Origin of the sequence: Streptomyces sp. CT34, assembly GCF_000805335.1 — a bacterium.
In the GTDB taxonomy this organism is placed as follows: domain Bacteria; phylum Actinomycetota; class Actinomycetes; order Streptomycetales; family Streptomycetaceae; genus Streptomyces.
The window spans coordinates 5,526,509-5,551,100 of sequence record NZ_KN708638.1; the positions used below are offsets into that span (position 1 = coordinate 5,526,509).

The 24,592-nt window shown below is 72.5% G+C and carries 26 protein-coding genes; 11 read left to right on the forward strand and 15 right to left on the reverse strand.

Going from position 1 to position 24,592, the window contains the following annotated elements; translation table 11 throughout:
• Positions 1–37: 37 nt before the first annotated feature.
• On the reverse strand, positions 38–271 hold the full coding sequence (locus tag RZ84_RS24210; protein ID WP_043266051.1) for a hypothetical protein: 234 nt from the start codon (positions 269–271) through the stop codon (positions 38–40).
• A gap of 274 nt (positions 272–545) precedes the next feature.
• Here RZ84_RS24210 and RZ84_RS24215 point away from each other — a divergent pair, with 274 nt between their 5' ends.
• Positions 546–1,463 carry a glutaminase gene (locus RZ84_RS24215; RefSeq protein ID WP_043266052.1) on the forward strand — a complete coding sequence of 306 codons (918 nt, stop codon included), beginning with the start codon at positions 546–548 and terminating at the stop codon, positions 1,461–1,463.
• 193 nt (positions 1,464–1,656) lie between these two features.
• On the forward strand, positions 1,657–1,890 hold the full coding sequence (locus RZ84_RS24220; RefSeq protein WP_043266053.1) for a hypothetical protein: 234 nt from the start codon (positions 1,657–1,659) through the stop codon (positions 1,888–1,890).
• A 21-nt stretch (positions 1,891–1,911) separates the two neighbouring features.
• On the opposite strand, the gene RZ84_RS24225 is transcribed toward RZ84_RS24220, so the two are convergent.
• The 4 genes from RZ84_RS24225 to RZ84_RS24240 all read right to left on the reverse strand — a co-directional run bounded on the left by RZ84_RS24225 (position 1,912) and on the right by RZ84_RS24240 (position 6,601).
• Positions 1,912–2,850 (reverse strand): beta-ketoacyl-ACP synthase III, encoded by a 939-nt coding sequence (locus RZ84_RS24225; protein ID WP_043266054.1) that lies wholly within the window; start codon positions 2,848–2,850, stop codon positions 1,912–1,914.
• Positions 2,851–3,066: 216 nt separating this feature from the next.
• On the reverse strand, positions 3,067–5,331 hold the full coding sequence (locus tag RZ84_RS24230; RefSeq protein ID WP_043266055.1) for a heavy metal translocating P-type ATPase: 2,265 nt from the start codon (positions 5,329–5,331) through the stop codon (positions 3,067–3,069).
• Entirely contained in the window at positions 5,328–5,513 is a 186-nt protein-coding gene (locus RZ84_RS24235) for a hypothetical protein (RefSeq protein WP_043266056.1), read from the reverse strand. The genes RZ84_RS24230 and RZ84_RS24235 overlap by 4 nt, the downstream gene beginning before the upstream one ends.
• 89 nt (positions 5,514–5,602) lie before the next feature.
• The gene (locus RZ84_RS24240; RefSeq protein WP_043266057.1) at positions 5,603–6,601 is read right to left on the reverse strand and encodes a helix-turn-helix transcriptional regulator; all 999 of its coding nucleotides are present in this window, start codon (positions 6,599–6,601) and stop codon (positions 5,603–5,605) included.
• Between the two features lie 139 nt (positions 6,602–6,740).
• On the opposite strand from RZ84_RS24240, the gene RZ84_RS24245 reads away from it, so the two are divergent.
• Entirely contained in the window at positions 6,741–8,264 is a 1,524-nt protein-coding gene (locus RZ84_RS24245; RefSeq protein ID WP_043266058.1) for an MFS transporter, read from the forward strand.
• A gap of 160 nt (positions 8,265–8,424) precedes the next feature.
• Positions 8,425–9,510, forward strand: coding sequence for a magnesium and cobalt transport protein CorA (locus RZ84_RS24250; protein ID WP_043270715.1), 1,086 nt, complete (start codon positions 8,425–8,427; stop codon positions 9,508–9,510).
• Positions 9,511–9,595: 85 nt separating this feature from the next.
• Here RZ84_RS24250 and RZ84_RS24255 read toward each other — a convergent pair whose 3' ends face one another.
• Together RZ84_RS24255 and RZ84_RS24260 are read right to left on the reverse strand one after the other, a co-directional pair.
• Positions 9,596–10,867, reverse strand: a complete 1,272-nt coding sequence (locus tag RZ84_RS24255; protein WP_052230140.1) for a CynX/NimT family MFS transporter — start codon at positions 10,865–10,867, stop codon at positions 9,596–9,598.
• A 103-nt stretch (positions 10,868–10,970) separates the two neighbouring features.
• A complete protein-coding gene (locus tag RZ84_RS24260) occupies positions 10,971–11,678 on the reverse strand; it encodes a FadR/GntR family transcriptional regulator (protein WP_043266059.1) in 708 nt (235 codons plus the stop codon).
• A gap of 185 nt (positions 11,679–11,863) precedes the next feature.
• Here RZ84_RS24260 and RZ84_RS24265 point away from each other — a divergent pair, with 185 nt between their 5' ends.
• Genes RZ84_RS24265 through crcB form a run of 3 tightly spaced genes read left to right on the forward strand, consistent with a single transcriptional unit; the run spans position 11,864 to position 13,079 of the window.
• A complete protein-coding gene (locus RZ84_RS24265) occupies positions 11,864–12,301 on the forward strand; it encodes a fluoride efflux transporter FluC (RefSeq protein WP_043266060.1) in 438 nt (145 codons plus the stop codon).
• Positions 12,298–12,708, forward strand: coding sequence for a DUF190 domain-containing protein (locus RZ84_RS24270; RefSeq protein ID WP_052230141.1), 411 nt, complete (start codon positions 12,298–12,300; stop codon positions 12,706–12,708). The genes RZ84_RS24265 and RZ84_RS24270 overlap by 4 nt, the downstream gene beginning before the upstream one ends.
• The gene (gene crcB / locus RZ84_RS24275) at positions 12,705–13,079 is read left to right on the forward strand and encodes a fluoride efflux transporter CrcB (protein ID WP_043266061.1); all 375 of its coding nucleotides are present in this window, start codon (positions 12,705–12,707) and stop codon (positions 13,077–13,079) included. Before RZ84_RS24270 ends, crcB begins: the two co-directional genes overlap by 4 nt.
• Positions 13,080–13,334: 255 nt before the next feature.
• Here crcB and snpA read toward each other — a convergent pair whose 3' ends face one another.
• The gene (snpA, locus tag RZ84_RS24280) at positions 13,335–14,015 is read right to left on the reverse strand and encodes a snapalysin (protein WP_043266062.1); all 681 of its coding nucleotides are present in this window, start codon (positions 14,013–14,015) and stop codon (positions 13,335–13,337) included.
• Positions 14,016–14,235: 220 nt separating this feature from the next.
• Here snpA and RZ84_RS24285 point away from each other — a divergent pair, with 220 nt between their 5' ends.
• Positions 14,236–15,195 carry a LysR family transcriptional regulator gene (locus RZ84_RS24285; protein ID WP_043266063.1) on the forward strand — a complete coding sequence of 320 codons (960 nt, stop codon included), beginning with the start codon at positions 14,236–14,238 and terminating at the stop codon, positions 15,193–15,195.
• A gap of 246 nt (positions 15,196–15,441) precedes the next feature.
• Here the strand turns inward: RZ84_RS24285 and RZ84_RS24290 are convergent, their stop codons facing one another.
• The 3 genes from RZ84_RS24290 to sodN form a co-directional block, all read right to left on the reverse strand.
• Complete coding sequence (locus RZ84_RS24290) at positions 15,442–16,788, reverse strand: RNA polymerase sigma factor (protein WP_241777839.1); 1,347 nt, start codon at positions 16,786–16,788, stop codon at positions 15,442–15,444.
• Between the two features lie 66 nt (positions 16,789–16,854).
• Positions 16,855–17,223, reverse strand: coding sequence for a YciI family protein (locus tag RZ84_RS24295; protein ID WP_043266064.1), 369 nt, complete (start codon positions 17,221–17,223; stop codon positions 16,855–16,857).
• A 265-nt stretch (positions 17,224–17,488) separates the two neighbouring features.
• The gene (gene sodN, locus RZ84_RS24300) at positions 17,489–17,884 is read right to left on the reverse strand and encodes a superoxide dismutase, Ni (RefSeq protein WP_043266065.1); all 396 of its coding nucleotides are present in this window, start codon (positions 17,882–17,884) and stop codon (positions 17,489–17,491) included.
• A gap of 168 nt (positions 17,885–18,052) precedes the next feature.
• On the opposite strand from sodN, the gene sodX reads away from it, so the two are divergent.
• A complete protein-coding gene (gene sodX / locus RZ84_RS24305; protein ID WP_043266066.1) occupies positions 18,053–18,505 on the forward strand; it encodes a nickel-type superoxide dismutase maturation protease in 453 nt (150 codons plus the stop codon).
• Here sodX and RZ84_RS24310 read toward each other — a convergent pair.
• Positions 18,418–19,038: a CGNR zinc finger domain-containing protein gene (locus RZ84_RS24310; RefSeq protein WP_043266067.1), complete on the reverse strand. Its 621-nt coding sequence runs from the start codon at positions 19,036–19,038 to the stop codon at positions 18,418–18,420. The two genes, sodX and RZ84_RS24310, sit on opposite strands and share 88 nt — an antisense overlap.
• A gap of 93 nt (positions 19,039–19,131) precedes the next feature.
• Between RZ84_RS24310 and RZ84_RS24315 the strand changes: the two genes are divergently transcribed.
• Positions 19,132–19,893, forward strand: coding sequence for a class I SAM-dependent methyltransferase (locus tag RZ84_RS24315; RefSeq protein ID WP_043266068.1), 762 nt, complete (start codon positions 19,132–19,134; stop codon positions 19,891–19,893).
• 93 nt (positions 19,894–19,986) lie between these two features.
• Here the strand turns inward: RZ84_RS24315 and RZ84_RS24320 are convergent, their stop codons facing one another.
• From RZ84_RS24320 to RZ84_RS24330, 3 genes are all read right to left on the reverse strand, one after another.
• A complete protein-coding gene (locus RZ84_RS24320) occupies positions 19,987–20,739 on the reverse strand; it encodes an amino acid ABC transporter ATP-binding protein (RefSeq protein ID WP_043270723.1) in 753 nt (250 codons plus the stop codon).
• Positions 20,740–20,765: 26 nt separating this feature from the next.
• Complete coding sequence (locus RZ84_RS24325; protein WP_043266069.1) at positions 20,766–21,704, reverse strand: amino acid ABC transporter permease; 939 nt, start codon at positions 21,702–21,704, stop codon at positions 20,766–20,768.
• Between the two features lie 76 nt (positions 21,705–21,780).
• Complete coding sequence (locus tag RZ84_RS24330; protein ID WP_043266070.1) at positions 21,781–22,773, reverse strand: ABC transporter substrate-binding protein; 993 nt, start codon at positions 22,771–22,773, stop codon at positions 21,781–21,783.
• Positions 22,774–23,334: 561 nt separating this feature from the next.
• On the opposite strand from RZ84_RS24330, the gene RZ84_RS24335 reads away from it, so the two are divergent.
• On the forward strand, positions 23,335–24,561 hold the full coding sequence (locus tag RZ84_RS24335; RefSeq protein ID WP_043266071.1) for an NAD(P)-dependent malic enzyme: 1,227 nt from the start codon (positions 23,335–23,337) through the stop codon (positions 24,559–24,561).
• Positions 24,562–24,592 lie beyond the last annotated feature (31 nt).

Sequence of the window (24,592 nt, forward strand, 5' to 3'; positions counted from 1 at the left end):
GCGGGGACGGGGGTGCGGTGACGGGTGCGGGTGCCGCTCAGTCGTGGAGGAAACCGTCGCCGTGGGCGCTGATGTGGGCTTCGAGGGCGGTCAGGGCGCTCTGGGTGGCCTCCGGGCTGCCGCTGCCGCGGCGCTCGGCGTAGTACGCGGCGCCCAGCTTCTTCAGCAGGTCGTTGCCGGCCCGCTGCTGCTGGAGCTCGTCGACCTTCTGCTTGCCCTGTGCCAGTCCCTGCTTGGCCTGCTCCTTGGCGCGGTCGAGGAACCCGGTCATTGCTGCCTCCAAGAACATGGGTGAAACGAACACGGTTGACATCGGTGCGGTCGGCCGGGCCGGCCGTCATCTGTCGGGCCGGGCCGACCGGTTGGCCTCGTCGGTCTCGTACGGATCAACGGCGCGGGCCGCCGTACGGTTCCCGTGCCAGGCTCGGGGATGGCGGCGCGGGGCGCGACACGGGTGAGCCGGTTGGCGCAGGCCGCCGCGCGGGACGCCGTGCGGGCTGGGGCTCCCATGGGGGCGCCCGGTACGGCGGGTTAGCGTGTCCCCCATGGACTACCAGGCCGTTCTTGAGGAGGTAGCGGCCTTCGCGAGGCCGTTCGTGGGGCGCGGGCACGTCGCCGACTACATCCCCGCGCTGGAGCGGGTGTCCGCGGACCGCTTCGGCATCGCGGTGGCGGACATCAACGGCGACGTGTACGGGACCGGTGACTGGCAGGTCCCGTTCTCCGTGCAGTCGATTTCCAAGGCGTTCTCACTGGCGCTGGTGATGGCCCAGTCCCACGGGGACGACGACATCTGGAAGCGGGTGGGGCGGGAGCCGTCCGGGACGGCGTTCAACTCGCTGGTGCAGCTGGAATGGGAGAACGGGATCCCGCGCAATCCGTTCATCAACGCGGGGGCGCTGGTGGTGACGGACCGGTTGCAGACGCTGACCGGTGACGCGAGTACGTCGATGCTGGAGTTCCTGCGGGAGGAGAGCGGCAACGCGGAGCTGGCGTTCGACCAGGTCGTGGCCGGTTCCGAGGCGGACCACGGCGACCGGAACGCGGCGCTGGCGCACTTCATGGCGTCGTTCGGGAATCTGGAGAATCCGGTGCCGAGCGTCATCGAGCACTACTTCTGGCAGTGCTCGATCGAGATGACCTGCCGGGATCTGGCGGTCGCCGGGGGCTTTCTGGCACGGCACGGGCTGCGGGCCGACGGCAGCCGGCTGCTGGAGGCCCGCGAGGCCAAGCGCATCAACGCGGTGATGCTGACGTGCGGGACGTACGACGCGGCGGGGGAGTTCGCCTACCGCGTGGGGCTGCCGGCGAAGAGCGGGGTGGGCGGCGGCATCGTGGCGGTGGTGCCGGGGCGGTGCACGCTGTGCGTGTGGAGTCCCGGGCTGGACGCGCGCGGGAACTCCGTGGCGGGGATGGCCGCACTGGACCAGTTCACGACGCTCACCGGGTGGTCGGTGTTCTAGGTCCTGTCGTCACGCTCCCGCCTGCCGGCCCTTCGGGCGGACGACGGGAGTGTGACGACAGGACCCGGCGCCCGTCCGACGGGTCGTGGCCGGGGTCGCGGCGGGCCGGGCCATGACGCCGCCCGGCCGTACGCCCTGGCGTTGTGGCCTTCCCCGGAGCAGAGCATTGTGGGCGGTAGGAGGTGCACCTGCCATGGAGCACGAGATGCGCGCTGAGTATGCGGAGGGCGTGCTGCCGCACGAGGACACGCCGGTCAAGCTGTGGCACATGGCCCGGCTGGGCGCGACCACGGCGATGTGCGGCCGGGCGCTGGCGCCCGGCGCCGCCACCCAGCCGGCCGAGAAGTGGGGGACGCCCGATGCCCAGCCGTTCTGCCGTACGTGCGGCGTGATGTACATGGAGGAGCACCCGCAGGACATCCGCTGAGGGGACGCCCGCCGACGGTCCCTACGGGCAGTGGATGACCTGGCCCGCGTACGAGAGGTTGCCGCCGAAGGCGAAGAGGAGGACGGGGGCGCCGGCGGGGATCTCGCGCCGCTCGACCAGTTTGGCGAGGGCCAGGGGGACCGAGGCGGCGGAGGTGTTGCCGGAGTCGACGACGTCACGGGCGACCACCGCGTTGACCGCGCCGATGCGTTCGGCGACCGGCTCGATGATCCGGAGGTTGGCCTGGTGGAGGACGACGCCGGCGAGGTCCTCGGGGCGGACGCCGGCGCGGTCGCAGACCTTGCGGGCGATGGCCGGGAGCTGGGTGGTGGCCCAGCGGTAGACGGTCTGGCCCTCCTGGGAGAAGCGGGCCGGGTCGCCCTCGATGCGTACCGCGCCGCCCATCTCGGGCACCGAGCCCCACAGCACGGGGCTGATGTGCGGCTCCGGTGCGGCGGTGACGACGGCCGCGGCGGCGCCGTCGCCCACCAGGACGCAGGTGGAGCGGTCCGTCCAGTCGACCACGTCGGTGAACTTCTCCGCGCCGATGACCAGGGCGTTCGTCGCCGAGCCGGCCCGGATGGCGTGATCGGCGGTGGCCAGGGCGTGGGTGAAGCCGGAGCAGACCACGTTGATGTCCATCGCGGCGGGGGCGGCCATGCCGAGGCGGGCGGCGACCCGGGCCGCGGTGTTGGGGCTGCGGTCGTTGGCGGTGCAGGTGGCGACCAGGACGAGGTCGATGTCCCGGGCGGCGAGCCCGGCGGCGGCCAGGGCCTTGGCGGCGGCTGCCGCGGCCATCGCGTCCACCGTCTCGTCCGGCGCCGCGATGTGCCGGGTGCGGATGCCGACGCGGCTGCGGATCCAGGCGTCGTCGGTCTCCACCATCGTGGCGAGGTCGTCGTTGGTGAGCACGCGGGAGGGCTGGTAATGGCCGAGGGCCAGGACACGCGACCCGGTCATGAGGTCCCCCTGCTGGGCTTGGGCGGGCGGTACCCGACCAGTGTCGCCGCCCGGCGGCGGCGGACGGTTGCGTGATCTGCCAATCTTCGGCGGCCAGAACTGGAGAGATTCGACCGCCGTGAGCGTGTATGGGCGGTCGGCGTGGCGGGGCGCACGGGCGGGCCCCGGCGGTGCGTGTCGGTACGCGTCGCCGGGGCCCGGTCGAGCGGTGCGCGCTCAGGCGAGGGCGCGGAAGCGGCGGAGCCGCAGGCTGTTGCCGACGACGAAGACCGAGGAGCAGGCCATCGCGGCGCCGGCGATCATCGGGTTGAGCAGGCCGGCGGCGGCCAGCGGCAGGGCGGCGACGTTGTAGCCGAAGGCCCAGAAGAGGTTGCCGCGGATGGTGCCGAGGGTGGCGCGGGCCAGGCGGATGGCGTCCGCGGTCGTGCGCAGGTCGCCGCGGACGAGGGTCAGGTCGCCGGCCTCGATGGCGGCGTCGGTGCCGGTGCCCATGGCCAGGCCGAGGTCGGCGCGGGCCAGTGCCGCCGCGTCGTTGACGCCGTCGCCGACCATGGCGACCGAGCGGCCCTCGGACTGGAGGCGCTCGACGACCGCGACCTTGTCCTCGGGCAGGACCTCGGCGATCACCTCGTCGATGCCGACCTCCGCGGCGACGGCCTCGGCGACCGCCTTGTTGTCGCCGGTGAGCAGGACCGGGGTCAGGCCCAGGGCGCGCAGCCGGCGGACCGCCTCGGCGCTGGTGGGCTTGACCGCGTCGGCGACGACCAGCACGGCGCGGGCGGCGCCGTCCCAGCCGACGGCGACCGCGGTGGCGCCGGCCGCCTCGGCCTCGTTCCTGGCGGCGGCCAGCTCGGGCGGCAGGTGCAGGCTCCGGTCGTTGAGCAGCCGCTCCCGGCCGACCAGCACGGCGTGCCCGTCGACGACGCCCTGGACGCCCAGGCCGGGGACGGCCGCGAAGTCCTCGGGGACCGGCAGCGCGCCGGACGGCTCGGCGGCCTCGGCGGCGGTGGCGACGGCGCGGGCGATGGGGTGCTCGGAGGAGTGCTCCAGCGCGCCGGCCAGCCGCAGCGTCTGCTCCCGGCTCTCGCCGTCGGCGAGGTGGACGCCGGTCAGGGTCATCACGCCGGTGGTGACGGTGCCGGTCTTGTCCAGGACGACGGTGTCGACGGTGCGGGTGGACTCCAGGACCTCGGGGCCCTTGAGGAGGATGCCGAGCTGGGCGCCGCGGCCGGTGCCGACCATCAGCGCGGTCGGGGTCGCCAGGCCGAGGGCGCACGGGCAGGCGATGATCAGCACGGCGACGGCGGCGGTGAACGCGGCCACCGCGCCCTGGCCGGTGCCGAGCCAGTAGCCGAGGGTGCCGACGGCGAGCGCGATGACGACCGGGACGAAGACCGCGGAGATCCGGTCGGCGAGCCGCTGGGCGGCGGCCTTGCCGTTCTGGGCGTCCTCGACGAGCCGTGCCATGCGGGCGAGTTGGGTGTCCGCGCCGACCCGGGTGGCCTCGACGACCAGCCGGCCGCCGGCGTTGACGGTGGCGCCGGTGACGGTGTCGCCGGGGGAGACCTCCACGGGGACCGACTCACCGGTGAGCATCGACGCGTCCACGGCGGAGGCGCCGTCGACCACCCGGCCGTCGGTGGCGATCTTCTCCCCGGGGCGTACGACGAAGCGGTCGCCGGTGCGCAACTCGCCGACCGGCACCCGCACTTCGCGTCCGTCGCGGAGCAGTGCGACGTCCTTGGCGCCCAGTTCGAGCAGGGCCCGCAGGGCCGCGCCGGCCTTCCGCTTGGCGCGGGCCTCGAAGTAGCGGCCGGCCAGGATGAAGGTGGTGACGCCGGCCGCGGCCTCCAGGTAGATCGAGCCGCTGCCGTCGGTGCGGGCGATGGTCGGCTCGAACGGGTGGGTCATGCCTGGCATGCCGGCGGTGCCGAAGAACAGCGCCCACAGGGACCAGCCGAAGGCGGCGAGGGTACCGAGGGAGATCAGGGTGTCCATCGTGGCGGCGCCGTGCCGCAGATTGGTCCAGGCGGCCTTGTGGAACGGCCAGGCGGAGTGCACCACCACCGGGGCGGCCAGGGTCAGCGACAGCCACTGCCAGTTGGTGAACTGGAGCGCCGGGACCATCGCCATCAGGACCACCGGGACGGAGAGCGCGAGGGCGGTGAGCAGGCGCCGGCGGAGCGCGGCCAGGGCGTCGTCCGGGGCGCGGTCGCCGCCGGTCTCCTCGGCGGCCGGCTCCGGGGCGGGCGGTGCGGGGACCGCGGCGGTGTAGCCGGTCCTCTCCACGGTGGCGATCAGGTCCGCGGTCGCCACGCCGCTGCCCTGTGCGAGCGCCACCTGCGCCTTCTCGGTGGCGTAGTTGACGGTGGCGCTCACCCCGTCCATGCGGTTGAGCTTCTTCTCGATGCGGGCCGCGCACGAGGCGCAGGTCATGCCGCCGATCTCCAGCTCGATGTGCTCGGTGATCGCGGTGGTCATGACTGCTCCTCGGGGTGCTGCGAGTGGTCCACGGTACGGGCGTGCCGGGTGGGCGGCACATGGGCGGGGGTGTCCCGGCCGCCGGGGGCGAACGCGCGGCCGAGGCCGAATCCGGCGGCGAGGACGGCGAGCAGGATCAGTGCGTAGCCACCGAGCTTGACCGGCGTGGTCAGGGCCGTCATGGCGTCTCCTCATCGCGGGGCCGAGGGGCGCCGACGGCTGTCGGCGTCCGTTCACTACGCAGAACCATATACCCCCCTAGGGTATTCCGTCAGCTTGTCGCGGACGTGTTCCCGGTCTCCTCCGGCGCCACCGCGCGGCCCACCCGGCCGGCCATCGCCCGCAGGTACCCGACCAGCTCCGGCGGCTCGTGCACCGTGAACTCATGGCCCACCATGGCCAGCCGCACCGCGAGCCAGGGCAGCGCGTCGGGCGCGCTGCGCCAGCGGCAGGACGTCTCGCCGAGCGGTTCGACGGTGCCCGCCGCCGGCCCGCCGAGCCGGGCGGCCACCTCGTCGGCGGGCCCGTGGACGGTCGCCACCGCCCGGTGCCCCTCCGCGGCCGTCAGCCCGCGCATCCGCTCCCGGACGTACGCCCCGGCGTCGGCGGCCGGCAGCTCGCGCGGCGCGGTCCGCACGCCGGTGGGGAACGGCTCGGACAGCCGGTCGACCCGGAAGATCCGCCAGTCGTCGCGGTCGTTGTCGTACGCGACCAGGTACCAGCGCCGCCCCGCGGCGACCAGCCGGTGCGGCTCCACCAGGCGCCTGCTGCGGGTGCCCGCGCCCGCCAGGTAACGGAAGCGCACCCGCTCGTGGTTGGTGATGGCCGCGGCCAGCACCGTCAGATGCTCCGGGTCGACGGTCGGGCCGTCCCCGGCCGGCAGCGGGACGGTGGCCGTGCCCAGGGTGCCCACCCGCCGCCGCAGCCGGGCCGGCAGCACCTGCTCCAGTTTGGCCAGCGCCCGTACGGACGCCTCCTCGATGCCCTCGATGGTGTGCCCGGCGGTGGAGCGCAGGCCGACCGCGATGGCCACCGCCTCCTCGTCGTCCAGCAGCAGCGGCGGCATCGCGGTGCCCGCAGCCAGCCGGTAGCCGCCCTCCGCGCCCATCGTGGCGTGCACCGGATACCCCAGCTCGCGGAGCCGCTCGATGTCGCGGCGGATGGTCCGGGTGGTGACCCGCAGCCGCTCGGCCAGCTCGCTGCCGGGCCATTCGCGGGGGGTCTGGAGCAGGGACAGCAGATTCAGCAGTCGTGCCGAGGTCTCACTCATGGACCGATGATGGCGCAGGAAATAGGTCGGGAACTGTCCTAGATCCGCTCTAGGGTCGAGGACGTCGAGGCGGCGCCGGGAGTGCGGTGCCGCCTCCACGGCTCCCGCTGTCCCTCCCGGTTCCCTAGGAGATACGCCCATGACCGCGCCCGACCCGATCGCGCCCGACGCGGCCGAGGCGGCCCCCGCGCCCGCCGACCGCAGACGCTGGCTCGCCCTCGCCGTGGTGCTCACCGCGAGCTTCATGGACCTGGTCGACGCGACCATCGTCAACATCGCGATACCGAGCATCCAGAAGGACACCGGCGCGAGCTTCAGCGCCGTCCAGTGGGTCACCGCCGGATACGCCCTCGCTTTCGCCGTCGGCCTGATCACCGGCGGCCGGCTCGGCGACATCCACGGCCGCAAGAAGCTCTTCCTGCTCGGGATGGCCGGCTTCACCGTCGCCTCCGCGCTGTGCGGCTTCGCCGCGGACCCGGGGATGCTGGTCGCCGCGCGGGTGCTCCAGGGCGCGATGGCCGCGCTGATGGTGCCGCAGGTGCTGGCGATCATCCACGTCAGCTTCCCGGCCCATGAACGCGGCAAGGTCTTCGGCATGTTCGGCGCGGTGATCGGGCTGGGCGCGGTCTGCGGTCCGCTGATCGGCGCGCTGCTCACCCAGGGCGACCTCTTCGGCCTGCAATGGCGCCCGATCTTCCTGATCAACCTGCCCGTGGGCCTCGCCGGTATCGTCCTCGGCCGCCGCTTCATCGGCGAGTCCAGGGCGGCCACCGCGCTCCGCCTCGACCTGGTCGGCACGGCCCTGGCCACCCTCGGTCTGCTGATGGTGCTCTACCCGCTCACCCAGGGCCGCGAGGCCGGCTGGCCCGTATGGGGCTTTGTCTCCATGGCCGCCGCCCCGCTCGTCTTCGCGGTGTTCGTCCGCTACGAGCGCGCCAAGGCCCGCAAGGACGGCTCGCCGCTGGTCGAGCTCTCCCTCTTCCGGATCAAGACGTTCGCGGCCGGCGTCGGCGTGCAGCTCACCTTCGGCGCGGTCAGCGGCCTCTTCTTCCTCATCTGGACCCTCTACATGCAACTCGGGCTGGGCTGGGGCCCGTTGCACGCCGGGCTGACCGGCATCCCGTTCTCCCTCGCCTGCTCGGCCGCGGCCGGGCTGTCCGTACAGAAGCTGGTGCCCCGCTTCGGCCGCAAGGTGCTCCAGGCGGGCGCGCTGGTCATGCTCGCCGGCGCCCTCCTCTACCTCTGGGAGGCCGGCCACTACGGCACCGCCATGCAGTCCTGGCAGATGGCCCCGGCGATGCTCCTGATGGGCGCCGGTATGGGCCTGATCGTCGCGCCGATCACCGACACGGTGCTGTCCGAGGTGCCCACCGAGCACTCCGGCTCGGCCTCCGGCATCTTCAACACCACCTCCCAGGTGGGCATGGCGCTGGGGCTGGCCCTGTCCTCGGTCGCGTTCTTCGGGGCGGTCGGTGACGGCGCGGGCGGCGGCGCGGCCTTCATCCCGGCCACCACCCGCGCCCTGTGGTGGATCGCCGGCGGACTGGTGCTGGTCTTCGGGCTGCTGTTCCTGCTGCCGCGGCGGGCGCGGCAGCACGGCGCGCCCGAGGCGGCCGGGGCGGACCCGGCCGCGGAACGGGACGAGCGGGTGCTGGTCTCCTGACCGGTTCCGGCCGGCGGGTGGTGTGTGCGGGAGCGCACGCCCGGGGCGCACCGGGGCAAACGGCAGGAACGGTGCCGACCACCTTCCGGTGCGGACTGCGCAAAATCGGCACGTCCGCCGTCCCCCGTGTGCGCCCCGGAGCGATACTGGCCCGGTGTCGATGATCAGCAATCTCCGCAGAGCCGTCCGGCTGCCGCAGCCGCGCCATGGCGGGGTCGACCTCAGCCACCCCGCGCGCTCGCCGCTCGGTACCGCCGTGGTGAACTGCGCGGTGTACGTCTCCGGTGTGCGCCAGGACGGCCGGCGGTCGGCCGAGGCGGCGCTCCACCAGGTCCGCGCGTCCGGTGACGGATTCGTCTGGATCGGCCTGCACGAGCCGTCCGAGGTGGAATTCGCCGGAATCGTCGAGCTGTTCGGGCTGCACCCGCTCGCGGTGGAGGACGCGGTCCACGCCCACCAGCGGCCCAAGCTGGAGGCGTACGACGACTCGCTGTTCACCGTCTTCAAGACCTGCCGCTACGTCGAGCACGACCAACTCACCGACACCAGCGAGGTCGTGGACACCGGCGAGATCATGGTCTTCACCGGCGCCGACTTCGTGATCACCGTACGGCACGGCGGGCACGGCTCGCTGGGCCCGCTGCGCGAGCAACTGGAGTGCGACCCGGACCAGTTGGCCCTCGGCCCGTCCGCCGTACTGCACGCCATCGCCGACCTCGTGGTGGACGACTACCTCGACGTCGCCGCCGCCGTCCAGGACGACATCGACGACGTCGAGAGCGAGGTCTTCTCCGTACGGGGCAGCGGCGGCGCCGGCCGCATCTACCAGCTCAAGCGCGAACTCCTGGAGCTGAAGCGGGCGGTGACCCCGCTGGACCGCCCCCTCCAGCAGCTGGCGAACAAGCCGACGCCGTACATCGACCCCCGGATCACGACCTACTTCCGGAACGTCGCCGACCATCTGGACCGGGTCCGGGAGCAGATCACCGGCTTCGACGAACTGCTCAACTCGATACTCCAGGCACATCTCGCCGAGGTCGCCAACGCCCAGAACGAGGCGATGCGGCGGATGTCCGCCTGGGCCGCGATCCTGGCCGTCCCCACCATGGTCACCGGCATCTACGGCATGAACTTCGAGCACATGCCGGAGAAGAGCTGGACGTTCGGCTATCCGCTGGTGGTGGTGCTGATGGTGGGGATCTGCTGCCTGATGCACCGCGGCTTCAAGCGGAACGGCTGGCTCTGACGGAACGGCCGGCTCCCGCGAAACGGTGGGCTCCGGCGGAACGGCCGGCTGCGGCCGTTCCGCCGGAAGCCACGGATCCGTCCGCTCACCGTCCGGCCACGTGCCGCGGCCGGGCCGCGCCCAGGCCGGTCGCGATCTGCGGGAGCAGCAGCACCAGCAGGACGGCCAGCGGGACGGTCCAGGTGCCCGACGCGTCGTGCACGGCGCCCAGCACGGCCGGGCCGGTGGCCGCGAGGATGTAGCCGAAGCACTGGGCCATGCTGGAGAGTTGGGCGGTGTGCCGGGCGTCCGGGGCGCGCTGCACGATGAACAGCAGCGCGAGGCTGATCGCCGCGCCCTGGCCCAGGCCGAGCAGGGCCATCCACAGGTAGGCACCGCCGACCGGCGCCACCAGCACACCGGCGAAACCGGCCGCGCACAGCGCCGCGCCGAGGGCCGCCAGCACCCCGGCCGGCAGCCGGCGGCCGACCACGACCGGTGCCAGGAACGACCCGGCGATGCCCAGCAGCGAGGAGAACGACAGCATCCAGCCGGCGTCGCCCACGCCCATCCCGGCGTCCTTGAGCATCGTCGGCAGCCAGGCGGCGGCTGCGTAGTAGCTCAGCGACTGGAGCCCCATGAAGCCGGTGACCTGCCAGGCCAGCGGGGAGAGCCACAGCCCGCGTACGGGATGGGCGGCCTCCCGGGCCGCGGCGGCCGGCACCCGGGTGCGGCTGCGCAGCTGCGGCAGCCAGACCAGCAGCGCGACCACCGCGAGCGCACCCCAACAGGCCAGCGTGGCCCGCCAGCTGAGTCCGGCGGCCTGCTGGACGGGCACGGTGACACCGGCCGCGAGCGCGGCGCCGCCGAACAGCGACATGGAGTACAGCCCGGTCATCAGGCCGGCCTTCGCCGGGAAGTCCCGCTTGATCAGGCCGGGCAGCAGGACGTTGGCGACGGCGATCCCGGCGCCGATCACGACGGTGCCGGCGAACAGCGCGACGACCGAGTCCAGCAGCCGCAGCCCGGTGCCCAGGCAGATCAGCGCCATCGTGCCGAGCAGCGACCGCTCCATGCCGAAGCGCCGGCCCAGCCGCGGCGCGAGCGGCGCCAGCAGGCCGAAGCAGAGCAGCGGCAGCGCGGTGAGCAGGCTGGTGGCGGCGGCCGACATCCCGCTCTCGGCGCGGATGGTGCCGGCCAGCGGGGAGACCGCGACGAGCGCCGGGCGCAGGTTCAGCGCCAGCAGGATGACGCCGATGCCCAGAAGGAGCGCGCGGCGCCCGGCGGCACCGGCCGGGGCGGGCGCTCCCGGGGGCGCCGCGGCCCGGTCAACGGGCCGTTCCGGCGCCGCCGTTATGCCTGTCGGTCCTTCCGTCATGGGTGCCGGCCTTCTCTCGTCGCGTGGTGACGCGCGCGTCGGTGGTGTGCGGGGGTGCGGTCGGTGGGGTGGGGGCGCGGAACGGCGCGGCGGCGTCCGCCGGCTACGCGGTCCCGGCGGGCGGTTCGCGCAGCGCGTCGGCGGCCTCGGTGAGATGCGCCAGCGCCGCGCGCTCGGCGGCGTCCGGGTCCTGCGCCTCGATGGCGTCGACGATGGCGGTGTGCGCGTCGAGTTGGTGGCGCACCGCGTCGGGCAGCAGCGGAGTGGCCACCACCGCCTCCAGCGTGCCGCGCAGCGCATCGCTCAGGTGCTCGTAGAGCTCGGCCAGCACGCTGTTGTGCGCGGCGGCGGCGACGGCCCGGTGGAAGCGCATGTCCGCCTCCACGAACCGGGCCGCGTCGCCGGACTCCCAGGCCCGGCCGCGCACCGCCAGCGCCTCGCGCAGCGCGGCCAGGTCCTCGTCGGTACGGCGCCGGGCGGCATGGCGGGCGGCGTCGCGCTCCAGGCAGGCCCGCACCTCGTACGCCTCCAGGTGGGCGGCGCGGCGCAGCCGCCGCTGCACGGCGGCGCCGAAGTCGCTGCGGGCGCGGACGTACGTCCCGTCGCCCTGCCGCGGCTCCAGCATCCCGGTGTGCACCAGCGCGCGGACCGCCTCCCGGACGGTGTTCCGGCCGACGTCCAGCTGCTCGACCAGGACCGGCTCGGCCGGGATCTTGGTCCCCACCGGCCACTCGCCCTCGGTGATCAGCCGCTCCATCTGCTCGATGACCAGGCCGACCAGGCTGGTACGGGCGGTGCTGCGCAGCGGCATCGGGCCGTCCTCTCGTCACGCTGCTCGCTCCCCGGATTCCCCGGGCAGATTCCACCAGTGATGGGAACATCCCATGTTTAGCGGTGTCAAATGGCCGGGCTTAACCTGAGGGCGTCGGTGATCTCGGCGGATGCGACGATCCCGGCAGACCCGATCCGGTCGGTCACGGAGACACGCGGAGACACATGGACGAGCGAGCCCGCCGGGCGGCGCCCTGGCGGGGCGAGTGGCCGGTGATCGGCGCGGTGGCCGTGGGCGGTGCCATCGGCGCCGCGGCCCGTTACGGCGCCGCCCTGATCTGGCCCACCGGCCCCGGTGCCTTCCCCTGGACCACGCTCGCCGTCAACGTGTCCGGCTGTGCGCTGATGGGTGTCCTGATGGTGCTGATCACCGAGGTGTGGACGGCGCACCGGCTGCTCCGCCCGTTCCTCGGCACCGGCATCCTCGGCGGCTTCACCACCTTCTCGACCTATGTCGTGGACATCGAGCGCCTGGTGGAGGCCCACCGGGTGGCGGCGGCGCCGGCGTATCTCGCGGCCACCCTGCTCGCCGCGCTGGCGGCCGTGACGGCCGCGATGACCGCGACCCGGGCGCTCTTCGGACTGAGGCGGCGGACGGCATGACGGACGGCACGGCGAACGGGACGGTGAACGGGGCGGTACGCCGCGGGGTTTCGGCGCTGCGGCTGACGGTGTTCGTCGGCGAGCAGGAGGTGTGGCACCACCGGCCCCTCTACGCGGAGATCGTGCACCGGGCCCGCGCGGCGGGGCTGGCCGGGGCCAGCGTCTTCCGCGGCGTCGAGGGCTTCGGGACCACCTCCGTGATCCACACCCAGCGGCTGCTGTCGCTCAGCGAGGAACTGCCGGTCGCGGTCGTCGCCGTCGACACCGAGGACCGGATCCGCGGATTCCTGCCCGAGCTCGACGAACTCCTGGCGGGCGGGGGCCTGGTGACGCTCGACCCGTGCGAGATGATCGTGTACCGGGAGCGGCCGGAACCGGCCGCCGGCGGGGAGGGCGGACGCGGGTGAACTGGCTGCTGGTGGTGGCCGGGGCCTTGGTCGGGGCACCGCTGCGCTTCCTCACCGACCGCTTCGTCCAGGCCCGGCACGACAGCGTCTTCCCCTGGGGGACCTTCGCCGTCAACGTGGCCGGCAGCCTGATCCTCGGCCTGGTGACCGGCGCGGTCGCCGCCGGCGCGGCCACCTCGCACGCCCAACTGCTGGTCGGTACGGGCCTGTGCGGGGCGCTGACGACTTACTCGACCTTCTCGTACGAGACGCTGCGGCTGACGACCGACGGGGCGCGGCTGTACGCGGCGGCCAATGTCGTGCTGAGCCTGCTGGCCGGACTCGCCGCCGCCTTCGCCGGAGTGGCCCTCGCACGGGCCCTCTGGGGCTGACCCCGGGCGCGCTCCGCCGCGCCGACCGGCCGGACACACGCGAGCGGTGGGGCTCCGGGAGGAGCCCCACCGCAGGGGCGGACGTACGGAACACCTGGGCCGGTGGGGGTACGAGGTCCGGCCGCCAGGTACCGGTCCTCGTCGGCCGCGGGCCGCCCGCCGTTCCCCGGCCCCGTCAGCCCGGCCGGAGAGCGGCCGGCCACCGCCGTACCGCGTCGTCGGGCGGCCGTGGTGGCCACCCGGCCGCCCGGGGTGTCAGGCGGCCGTGCCGAAGCGGACGCCCGCCAGGCCGTTGGCCCAGAGCTGGTCCACCTTGGCGCGCTCGTTGGCGTCCGGCTGGGTGTTCTGGCAGGACGGGCCGGGGCCGCCGCCGGACATCAGCTCGCTGCACGGACCCTCGTAGTGGTCCGGCAGCCCCAGCACATGGCCGGTCTCGTGGGCCACCACGCGCGTGGAGTTGTACTCCTTGGCCTGCTTGTGGTCGATGAAGACGAAGCCCTTGCCGTGGCCGTCGGTGCTCGCGTACGAACCGCGCGGGTCGTCGCCCTCCTTGTACTGGAAGTCGCCGCCCGTGCCCGCCTGGAGCTTGACGTTCTTGACCGCGCCGTTCCATATCGACGCGGCCTGGGATATCTGGCTCTGGTATGTCGGGGCGGCACCGGCGTCGTAGGTGACGGTGACCGCCGCCGCGTGCGGGTGCGCCTTCATCTTGGCGCGGGCCGACTTCATGACCGCCTCGAAGAACGCCTTGGTGTCGGCCTTCTCGGCCGCCGATCCGGTGTACGCGGCGATCGAAGCGGGTGTGCTGGGGTGGGAGTTGGCATGCGTCGAGGGGAAAGCCGACGGGGTGACCGCCGAGACCGGCGCCGCGGCTGCGAGCGCGGCGGCGAGACCCAGACCGAGCGCAGCCGACAGCGCCGTCTTGGGAGATTTCATGTGGGGGGCTCCTTAATCTCCGAGGGCCGTACGGCCGCCGTGTGGGGCGGCGGCCGGGGCCCTGCGGATTTCTTGGTGCCGTTGAGTCTGAACGGAGTTCGCCCGGAAGACGGAGATGCCAGGTGGCGATAGCGCCAGGCAATATCCCGGTGAAAAAGCGGGAGTTCAGGCAGGTTTAAGAGTCTGGTGTGAGCTGCGCCTGCACGTTTATGCTCCGGACGTGGAGCTAGAGGTAAGGCATCTTCGCGCGTTGTGCGCCATCGCCGACAGCGGCAGCGTACGCAAGGCGGCGCGGCAGTTGGGTATGACCCAGCCTTCCTTGACGACCCAGCTGCGCCGTATCGAGAAAGCCCTCGGCGGCCAGCTCTTCTTCCGGGAACCGAGCGGCAGCCGGCCGACACCCCTCGGGCATTCGGTGCTGTGCCGGGCCCGGCCGATAGTGGCCGAAATGCGGGCGCTTGTCGAGGAGATCGCGTCGGTTTCGGTCCGCGAGGAGGGCGCCCGGCTGCACATCGGCAGTACGAACAGCCCCGCCGTGGCCGGCTGGCTGCGGCGGCTGCGGGTGCGGCTGCCGGAGACCGACACCACGATACGGACCGATGTGTCCGCCAATGCCCTGCTGCACATGGTCGCGACGGGACAGCTGGACGCCGCCTTCGTGCACGAGGTCGAGGGCGCCCCGCTGCGCGTGCCCGAGGGCCTGGTGGAGCACGAACTCCTCGCCAGGGAACCCCAGTTCATCGCCCTGGCGGACACCCACCCGGCCGCCGCCCTGTCGGTGGTCCGGGTCGCCGACCTCGCGGACGACCAGTGGATGGTCGACCCGACCGTCGACGGCGAATGGGCCGGCCTGCGCCGCATCTGGGCCGCGGCCGGGATCAACCCCCGCGTGGTGCACGGCGACTACCTCACCACCATGGACCTCGTCACGGCCGGCGAGGTCGTCACCCCCTGCCAGCCCACCGCCCGCTCCCGCCCCGGCATGGCGATCCGCCCGCTGCACGGCGACCCGCTGGCGGTCCGGCTCTTCATGGCCTGCCGCCCGGACGGCGCCCCGGCCGCCCCCGCCGACGACCTGTTCGCCGATCTGACGGCCTCGTACATGGAGATCGCCTGGGCGAGCGAGGCGTACCGCGACTGGCTGGTCCGGCACGACGGCCCGTTGATGGTGGGCAGGTAGGTCCTGTCGTCATACTCCCGTCGTCCGCCCGAAGAGCGGGCCGGGCGGCGTGCCGGCGCGTGCTCTCGGCGGGCCGGGCGACGGCCCCTGTACTGGAGTACTGGGGTCGTTGCCCGGTGCGGCGAAGGGGTCCCCACGCCCGAGCCGTGCGAAGCCGGTTCGAGGGTGAGGGCACGTGCAGGGCGTCGCCCGGCAGGCGGGAGTTCGACGACAGGACCTGGCGCGACCCGGGGGGATACCCGCGGGCTATCGCCCGGCACCGCCGTCCGGGCCGTCGCCCGTGGCACCGTGCCCGGCGCCGCGGGCGCGGCCCGTAGGCTCCGCCTGTGCCGCCCGCTCCGCCAACAGGGCCCGCTCCCGGGCGTTACGGGTCATCGACGCCGCCCGCAGGAACTCCTCCCGGGCCTCCGCGGTCCGCCCCAGCCGGGCCAGCAGATCACCGCGGACGCTCGGCAACAGGTGGTAGCCCGCCAGCGCCGGCTCCGCCCCCAGTGCGTCCACCACCGCCAGGCCCCGCGCGGGCCCGTACGCCATCCCCACCGCCACCGCGCGGTTCAGCTCCACGACGGGGGACGGCGCGACCCGGCCCAGCGCCTCGTACAGCACCGCGATCCGCGGCCAGTCGGTCTCCTGGGCGGTCCGCGCCCGCGCGTGGCAGGCGGCGATCGCGGCCTGGAGGGCGTACGGGCCGACCGCGCCGCCCAGTTCCTCGGCGCGGGCCAGGGCGGCCAGCCCGCGCCGGATCAGCAACCGGTCCCAGCGCGCGCGGTTCTGCTCCGGCAGCAGGACCGGCTCGCCCGCCGGCCCGGTCCGCGCGGCCGACCGGGACGCCTGGATCTCCATCAGCGCCACCAGCCCGTGCGCCTCCGGCTCGTCCGGGAGCAGTCCCGCCACCATCCGGCCCAGCCGCAGTGCGTCCTCGCAGAGCGCCGGACGCATCCAGTCGTCCCCGGCCGTCGCCGCGTACCCCTCGTTGAAGACCAGGTAGATGACCTCCAGTACCGACGACAGCCGGTCGGCCAGCTCCCCGGCGGCCGGTACCTCGAACGGCACCCCGGCCGCGGCGAGCTTCTTCTTGGCCCGGACGATCCGCTGCTGCACGGTCGTCTCGGACACCAGGAAGGCACGGGCGATCTCCTCCGTCCGCAGCCCGCCGAGCAGCCGCAGGGTCAGCGCCACCCGTGCCGGGGCGGAGAGCACCGGATGGCAGGCGACGAACACCAGCCGCAGCAGATCGTCCTCGATCACCCGGGGGTCGAGGACCCGCGCGAAGTCGGCCTCGGACGGGCCCGGTTGGTGCTCCGCCTCGCGCCCCAGGGCCTCGACCTTCCGCGCCAGCCGCTGCCGGCGGCGCACCAGGTCGATCGCCCGGTTCCTGGCGGTGGCCATCAGCCAGGCGCCCGGATTGCCCGGGACACCGGTTTCCGGCCACCGCTCCAGCGCGGCCACCAGCGCGTCCTGGGACAGCTCCTCGGCGAGCCCCACATCGCCAACGATCCGGGTCAGCCCGGCGATCAGCCGCGGCGACTCGATCCGGAACACCGCCTCGACCGCCCGCCGCGCCTCGCCCGCCGCCCTCTCTCCCGCTGCCACGGGCACATCAGAACACCCCGGCCGCGCCCCGGCAAACCGCACCGCGGCGCGACCCGGCACGGCCGCCTACGCGCCCGCCGGCGCCTCTTCCACCTGCCGGATCTCGGCCGTGATCTCCCACTCGTCCCCGTGCACCCGCAGGAACCGCTTCGCCCAGTCGACGGCCTCCTCCTTCGAGGCGGCCTGGATCAGCGCATATCCGCCGATGACCTCCTTGGCCTCGGCGAACGGCCCGTCCGTCACGCTCGGCTTCCCGTCCGCCAGGTGCACCCGGACGCCCTCCGCGCTCGGCCGCAGGCCGGCCGTGTCCAGCAGCACCCCGGCCTCGGTCATCTCGTCCATCAGCTTGCCCATCTCGGCCATCAGCTCCGGGCTCGGCCCGCCGGCGGGCGCGGTCTTCTCGTCGATCCGGACCATCATCATGAAGCGCATCACGAACTCCTCTGCGTATGCCCTGTATTCCGCGTATCTCGCGTATCTCGCGTGATCCGCGTGTTCCGCAACACGCCTCGGTACGCGGTGCGGTCACCCGCACGACGAACCGGGGACGCCGGAATCGACATCCGCGGGGATTTTTTTCGGCGCCTCTCCCCGGAGCCTCTCCCTGGGCTCCCTGGGCTCCCTGGGGCCCCGAGACGCCACAGCACCCGGCTCCGCGCGGATGCCGGGTGCTGTGGGGGTACTGCGACGTGCGGCGGGGTTACGCCTTCTTCGTCTCCCAGAAGATCTTGTCGATCTCGGCGATGAGCTCCAGGGCCTTCTCGCCCGTCTTCGGGTCGTTCGACGCCTTGGCGGCGCTGAGGGCCTTGAGGGTGTCGTTGACCAGCTGGTGGAGCTGTGGGTACTTCTCGAAGTGCGGGGGCTTGAAGTAGTCGCTCCAGAGCACCGAGACGTGGTGCTTGGCCAGCTCGGCGCGCTGCTCCTTGATCAGGACGGCCCGGGTGCGGAAGTCAACGTCCTCGTTGGCCTGGTACTTCTCCTGGACGGCCTTGACCGACTCGGCCTCGATGCGGGCCTGGGCCGGGTCGTACACGCCGCAGGGCAGGTCGCAGTGCGCGCTGACCTTCACCTTGGGGGCGAACAGGCGGGAAAGCATGTGCAGTCCTTCCTCGTGATCGTCTTCTCAGGTGCGAGATTACTCGGTGCGGGAAGGCTTTTCTCGGGTGGCCCGGGGGTCTTAGGGCAAAAGTCCGGTGCCGGGTCGCGACTGATGGAGGATGGACCGGTGAAGGGGTCGAACCGGGGCGGGACCGGGAGGTACGGGATGCCGGAGCGGGTGCGGGAGCCGGATCAGGACAGCGGCGGCGCGGCGCCGGCGCGCGGCGGGCTGCTGCGGTCCTTCGGGCTGGCCGAGGTCTACAACCCGTCGATGGTGCCGGCGCTCCTGCCGGGGGACCGGCTGGTGGTGCAGTACGGGGCCGCGGTGCGGCCCGGCGACGTGGTCGTGCTGCGGCACCCGTTCCGGCAGGACCTGCTGATCGTCAAGCGGGCGGTGGAGCGCCGGGACGGTGGCTGGTGGGTGCGCGGCGACAACCCGTATGTCGAGAACGACAGCCGGGAGTTCGGGGCGGTGCCCGACGAGTTGGTGGTCGCCCGCGCCTGGGTGCGGATCCGGCCGCCGCGCGGGGTTCAGCGCTCGCCGCGGGCGGTGGCCGCCTGGGCCTGGTCGGCGGTGCGGCCGGTGCGTTCGCTCTCCAGGCGCTTGCGGGCGCGGTAGGCGGCGACGTTGGCGCGGGTGGCGCAGCGGTCGGAGCAGTAGCGCCGGGACCGGTTGGTCGAGGTGTCGAGGTAGGCGTTGCGGCACGGCCGCGCCTCGCAGATGCCCAGGCGGTCCACGCCCAGCTCCGTGAGGTGGAAGGCCAGGCCCATGCAGGCGGTCGCGGTGTAGCCGGCGGTGGCGTTGGCCGCGTGGTCGGCGATGTGCAGGTGCCACTTGGGGCGGCCGTCGTCGTCCCGGTACTCGTGGCCGGAGATCTGCGGGCTGACCGGGAACTCCATCATCAGCGCGTTGAGCAGGTCCACCGCCAGCACCTCGTCGCCGCGGTCGGCGGCTTCGAAGACGGCGCGCAGCCGGGTGCGCACCTGGCGCAGCCGGGTCACGTCGCTGTCGGCGGCGCGCCGGGCTGCCTGCTGGGCGGGGCCGAAGAGTTCGCGGACCGCGTCGACCGAGGTGAGGGTGTCCGCGCCGCGCTCGGGCTGCTCGGTGTTGACCAGTCGCACGGCGTAGTCCGAGTAATAGGCCAGTTCCACTTGTAGTCCTTACGGGGGCGCGTCTAGAGTGCGGGGCGAGCATTCGTAATGGGTGTTGTCGCTACGAGGGTATTACGGGCCGAGGGGGTTGTGATGACGGAGACCACCATGGGCAACGACTGGCAGGCGTGGCAGGACAGTTGGGACCGGCAGCAGGAGTGGTACCTGCCCGACCGTGAGGAACGGTTCCGGGTGATGCTCGACATGGTCGAGGCGCTGGTGGGCCCCGAGCCCCGGGTGCTCGATCTGGCCTGCGGCACCGGCAGCATCTCCGACCGGCTGCTGAAGAGGTTCCCGAAGGCGGAGAGCGTGGGCGTCGACCTGGACCCGGCCCTGCTGGCCATCGCCCAGGGCTACTTCGAGGGCGAGGACCGGGTCCGTTTCGTCCGGGCCGACCTCAAGGACCCGCGGTGGACCGCGCACCTGCCGCACGACTCCTACGACGCGGTGCTGACCGCTACGGCGCTGCACTGGCTGCACACCGAGGACCTGCGGGGGCTCTACGGGCAGCTGGGCGGGCTCGTCCGGGACGGCGGGGTGTTCCTCAACGCCGACCACATGCCCGACGATTCCACGCCGCGGATCAACGCCGCCGAGCGGGCGTTCCGGCACGCGCGGATGGACCGGGCCAAGGAAGCCGGCGCGGTCGACTGGGCCGAGTGGTGGCAGCTGGCCGCCGCCGATCCGCTGCTGGCCGGGCCGACCGCCGAGCGCTTCGGGATCTACGGTGAGCACGCGGACGGCGACACCCCCTCCGTGCGGTGGCACGCCCAGGTGCTGCGCGAGGCGGGCTTCGCGGAGGCGCGTGCCGTGTGGGCGTCGCCGACGGACAGCCTCGTGCTGGCGCTGAAGTAGCCGGAGCGGTCGCGGCGGCGAACCGCGGCGGGCGGCACCCCCGGGGGTGCCGCCCGCCGCGCCGTTCCGCGGGGACCCGGCGACTCGGCGGACTCAGAGGACCTTGGACAGGAACGACTGGGTCCGCTCGTGCTGCGGGTTGGTCAGGACGTCGCGCGGGTGGCCGGACTCGACCACCACACCGTCGTCCATGAAGACCAGCGAGTCGCCGACCTCGCGGGCGAAGCCCATCTCGTGGGTCACCACGACCATCGTCATACCGTCCGCGGCCAGGTCCTTCATGACGTCCAGGACGTCGCCGACCAGCTCCGGGTCGAGGGCCGAGGTCGGCTCGTCGAAGAGCATCAGCTTGGGCTCCATGGCCAGCGCGCGGGCGATCGCCACCCGCTGCTGCTGCCCGCCGGAGAGCTGCGAGGGGTAGTTGCCGGCCTTGTCGGCCAGGCCCACCCGGTCCAGCAGCTTGGTCGCCCGCTCCCGCGCGGACGCCTTGGACTCGCCCTTGACCTGGACCGGCGCCTCCATGATGTTCTCCACCGCGGTCATGTGCGGGAAGAGGTTGAAGCGCTGGAAGACCATGCCGATGTCGCGGCGGCGGGCGGCGACCTCGCGGTCGCGCAGCTCGTAGAGCTTGCCGTGGTGCTCGCGGTAGCCGACCAGTTCGCCGTCCACCGACAGCCGGCCGGCGTTGATCTTCTCCAGGTGGTTGATGCAGCGCAGGAACGTCGACTTGCCGGAGCCGGACGGGCCGATCAGGCAGAAGACCTCCCGGGGCGCCACCTCCAGGTCGATGCCCTTGAGGATGTGGGCCGCGCCGAAGGACTTGTGCACGCCCTCGGCCCTGACCATCGGGGTACCGGACTTGCTGCTGCTGCTCATGCCGCACCTCCGGCGCGGTTCAGGCCGGCCAGCTTCGCCTTGGCGCGCTGGAACGGGGTGGGCGGAAGCTGGCGGCTGGAGCCGCGGGCGTAGTAGCGCTCCAGGTAGAACTGGCCGATGCTCAGCACCGTCGTGGCGATCAGGTACCAGGCGGCGGCCAGGATCAGCATCTCGACCACGACACCGGAGTCCCGGCCGACGTTCTGCGCGGCCTGGAGCAGGTCGTAATACTGGACGGCGATGACCAGGGACGAGGTCTTGAGCATGTTGATGACCTCGTTGCCGGTCGGCGGCACGATCACCCGCATCGCCTGCGGCACGATGATCCGGCGCAGCGTCTTGGCGTGGCTCATGCCGAGCGCGTGCGCCGCCTCGGTCTGGCCCTCGTCGACGGCGTTCAGGCCGGCCCGGCAGATCTCGGCCATGTACGCGGCCTCGTTGAGGCCCAGGCCCAGCAGCGCGCACAGGAACGGGGTCATGAAGTCCGACCACTCGTCCTTGTAGATCGGCATGATGTCGATGTACTGGAAGACCAGGCCGAGGTTGAACCACAGGAACAGCTGGACGTAGACCGGGGTGCCGCGGAAGAACCAGATGTAGAACCACGCGACCGTCGAGGTCACCGGGTTCTTCGACTGCCGCATGACGGCGAGGATCACGCCCAGCACGATGCCGATGACCATGGCCAGCAGCGTGATCCACAGGGTGTTGCGCAGACCCTTGAGGATGTCCGCGTTGAACATGTAGTCCGGTATCGCGCCCCAGTTGACCTTCCCGGAGGCGAAGGCGCGGCCCAGCAGCACCAGCAGCGCGATGACGACGAGCGCGGCGACCCAGCGCCCGTAGTGGCGGACCGGGATGGCTTTGATGGGCTCGGGCTGGGCCGGCGGAGGGGCGGCCGGCGGTTCGGCCGGCTTGTCGACGTCAACTGACACGGATGTTGCCTTTCAGCATTCGGCGGAGTTGCGCGGAGCGGTTGGTGCGGGGCGGCGGAGGGTGTCGACCGCGGGCTCAGGAGCCGCCGTTGAGCTGCACGTCCTTGACCGCGGCGTCCTTGACGTCCCACTTCTGGAGGACCTTGGCGTACGAGCCGTTCTTGATCGCGAGCTGCACGGCCGCCTTGAGCGCGTCGCGCAGCTGCTGCTGGTCCTTGGGGACCGCGATGCCGTACGGCGCCGCCTTGAGCGGGGCACCGCCGACCAGCTGGAAGTCGTTGCCGCCGCCGGAGACCTTCACCGCGTACGCCGCGACCGGGTAGTCGCTGGAGACCGCGTCCACACCGCCGGTACGCAGCCGGGTCTGGGCCTCGGAGTCGTTGTCGAACGCCTCGATGGAGATGGGCTGCTGGCCGCTGGTCTCACAGGACTTGGACTTGTCCTTGGCCAGGTCGTCGGAGACCGTGCCGCGCTGTACGGCGAGCTTCTTGCCGCACATCGTCTCCCAGCTGTCGACGCCGTTGGTCTTGCCCTTCTGCGTGTAGAGCGAGACGCCGACGTTGAGGTAGTCGACGAAGTCGACGCCCTCGCCGATCTTCTTTCCGGTGTTGCTGTCGATGCCCTGCTGGCGGTCCTTGGTGTCCGTCATCGCCGACATCGCGATGTCGTAGCGCTTGGACTTCAGGCCGCCCATGAGGGTGTCGAAGGTGGCGTTGTTGAAGTTGAGCTTGATGCCCAGTTCCTTGCCGATCGCGTCCGCGAGGTCCGGATCGATGCCCGCGACCGCGCCGTTCGAGCGGTACTCCACCGGCTTGTACGTGATGTCCGAACCGACCTGCAGCATGGCCTTGTCCTGGACATCCTTCGGCAGCATCTTGAACAGCGGTGCATGGGTGTTGCGGTTCTTCTGCGCCGCCCGCCGGGCCTTGGCCTCCTGGGTCTGGTCACCACACGCGCTGAGCAGCAGCAGCGAGGCGGTGACCGTGGCTATGGAGGCGGTGGCCGTCGCGGACCTACCGAACCTGCCGAACCTGCCGGCCGCCGCGCGACGGGTGGTGTCTGCGGTCATGCTGATCCTCCTGCGGATGGTTAACCGACGTGCCAGTGTGAGCAGCCGATGAGTGGGTGAGAAAGGGGCGGGCACACACCTTTGGGCACCTTTGAGCGTCGCGACGTCGATCGGTGACGGAATCTTGCCATCCGATCTCCGGTATTCGGACTGCCGGAGAGGTCAAAATCGGATAACGGACGGGCGAGGCGCGACCGCGCCCTTGCGGTGCAGGGGGAGACGGGTGCGGGCGGGGCGTGAGAGGCGCGTCAAGGGCCGGTGATGTCTCGAATTCCGGACAGCCGCGGGGGATCTTCGGCGATTTCCGGCATTCCGTCGCTATTGTCGGAGCCTTGTACTCGGAGGTAACGAATCTAACTCGTCGGCTCCCATGCCCGTCCGGTAGAAAGGGTCGTTACACCCCTCATCCGGGGCTCAGGGCGCGTGTGCGGCGCGCCCGGCGTCCGTACCTCCCCCCGCGCGGCGGCTATCCACCGAGCAGGGCGCGGACGCGGTGCCCGCCCACCCCCCAACCAGGGAGTGGCCACCCTCAACAGATTTACGACAAAGGGGTCAGACAAAGTGGCAGCGGAGATCGTCAATCCTCGCAGCGACAGCGAAACGGGCGCGGAAGACCCGGACACCACGTCCGGCGAGTTCTTCGACCCGGCCTTCGCGCTGCATCGCGGCGGCAAGATGGCCATCCAGGCGACCGTGCCGGTGCGCGACCGGGACGACCTGTCCCTCGCCTACACGCCGGGTGTCGCCAAGGTGTGCAGCGCCATCGCCGAGCAGCCCGAGCTCGTGCACGACTACACATGGAAGTCCCAGGTCGTGGCCGTGGTCACGGACGGCACCGCGGTGCTGGGCCTGGGCGACATCGGCCCGGAGGCCTCGCTCCCCGTGATGGAGGGCAAGGCCATCCTCTTCAAGCAGTTCGGCGGCGTGGACGCGGTCCCGATCGCGCTCGCCACCACCGACACCGACGAGATCGTGGACACCGTCGCGCGGCTGGCGCCGTCCTTCGGCGGCGTCAACCTGGAGGACATCTCGGCACCGCGGTGCTTCGAGATCGAGCGCAGGCTCCAGGAGCGGCTGGACATCCCGGTCTTCCACGACGACCAGCACGGCACCGCGGTGGTCACCCTCGCCGCGCTGCGCAACGCCGCCAAGCTCACCCGGCGCGAGCTCGGCGAGCTGCGGGCGGTCATCTCGGGTGCCGGCGCGGCCGGTGTCGCCATCGCCAAGATCCTCATCAACGCCGGCATCGGCGATGTCGCGGTGTGCGACCGCAAGGGCGTCGTCTCGGCGGACCGCGAGGACCTCACGGACGTCAAGCGCGAGCTGGCCGGCTTCACCAACAAGGCGGGCCTGACGGGCACGCTGGAGGCCGCGCTGGACGGCGCCGACGTCTTCATCGGGGTCTCCGGCGGCACCGTGCCGGAGGAGGCGGTGGCGAAGATGGCGAAGGACTCGCTGATCTTCGCGATGGCCAACCCCAACCCGGAGATCCACCCGGAGGTCGCCCACAAGTACGCGGCCGTCGTCGCCACCGGCCGCAGCGACTTCCCGAACCAGATCAACAACGTGCTCGCCTTCCCCGGCATCTTCGCCGGCGCGATGCAGGTGCGCGCCTCGCAGATCACCGAGGGCATGAAGCTCGCCGCCGCCGAGGCGCTGGCCGCCGTCGTCGCCGACGAGCTCGGCGCCGACCGCGTCATCCCCTCGCCGTTCGACGAGCGGGTCGCCCCGGCCGTCACCGCGGCGGTGGCCGCCGCCGCCCGCGCGGAGGGCGTCGCCCGCCGCTGACCGCGGCACCGGGCGGATCGGATACGGCGAC

Bases quoted from the DNA above. Each gene is read 5' to 3' on its own strand.
- snpA (WP_043266062.1), bottom strand. From the start codon at position 14,015: ATGAAATCTCCCAAGACGGCGCTGTCGGCTGCGCTCGGTCTGGGTCTC.
- RZ84_RS24240 (WP_043266057.1), bottom strand. From the start codon at position 6,601: ATGAGTGAGACCTCGGCACGACTGCTGAATCTGCTGTCCCTGCTCCAG.
- RZ84_RS24315 (WP_043266068.1), top strand. From the start codon at position 19,132: ATGACGGAGACCACCATGGGCAACGACTGGCAGGCGTGGCAGGACAGT.
- RZ84_RS24320 (WP_043270723.1), bottom strand. From the start codon at position 20,739: ATGGTCAGGGCCGAGGGCGTGCACAAGTCCTTCGGCGCGGCCCACATC.
- RZ84_RS24235 (WP_043266056.1), bottom strand. From the start codon at position 5,513: ATGACGGCCCTGACCACGCCGGTCAAGCTCGGTGGCTACGCACTGATC.
- RZ84_RS24245 (WP_043266058.1), top strand. From the start codon at position 6,741: ATGACCGCGCCCGACCCGATCGCGCCCGACGCGGCCGAGGCGGCCCCC.
- RZ84_RS24265 (WP_043266060.1), top strand. From the start codon at position 11,864: ATGGACGAGCGAGCCCGCCGGGCGGCGCCCTGGCGGGGCGAGTGGCCG.
- RZ84_RS24220 (WP_043266053.1), top strand. From the start codon at position 1,657: ATGGAGCACGAGATGCGCGCTGAGTATGCGGAGGGCGTGCTGCCGCAC.
- RZ84_RS24270 (WP_052230141.1), top strand. From the start codon at position 12,298: ATGACGGACGGCACGGCGAACGGGACGGTGAACGGGGCGGTACGCCGC.
- RZ84_RS24225 (WP_043266054.1), bottom strand. From the start codon at position 2,850: ATGACCGGGTCGCGTGTCCTGGCCCTCGGCCATTACCAGCCCTCCCGC.
- RZ84_RS24260 (WP_043266059.1), bottom strand. From the start codon at position 11,678: ATGCCGCTGCGCAGCACCGCCCGTACCAGCCTGGTCGGCCTGGTCATC.
- RZ84_RS24210 (WP_043266051.1), bottom strand. From the start codon at position 271: ATGACCGGGTTCCTCGACCGCGCCAAGGAGCAGGCCAAGCAGGGACTG.
- RZ84_RS24250 (WP_043270715.1), top strand. From the start codon at position 8,425: ATGATCAGCAATCTCCGCAGAGCCGTCCGGCTGCCGCAGCCGCGCCAT.
- RZ84_RS24215 (WP_043266052.1), top strand. From the start codon at position 546: ATGGACTACCAGGCCGTTCTTGAGGAGGTAGCGGCCTTCGCGAGGCCG.
- sodN (WP_043266065.1), bottom strand. From the start codon at position 17,884: ATGCTTTCCCGCCTGTTCGCCCCCAAGGTGAAGGTCAGCGCGCACTGC.
- RZ84_RS24255 (WP_052230140.1), bottom strand. From the start codon at position 10,867: ATGACGGAAGGACCGACAGGCATAACGGCGGCGCCGGAACGGCCCGTT.
- RZ84_RS24230 (WP_043266055.1), bottom strand. From the start codon at position 5,331: ATGACCACCGCGATCACCGAGCACATCGAGCTGGAGATCGGCGGCATG.
- sodX (WP_043266066.1), top strand. From the start codon at position 18,053: ATGCCGGAGCGGGTGCGGGAGCCGGATCAGGACAGCGGCGGCGCGGCG.
- RZ84_RS24330 (WP_043266070.1), bottom strand. From the start codon at position 22,773: ATGACCGCAGACACCACCCGTCGCGCGGCGGCCGGCAGGTTCGGCAGG.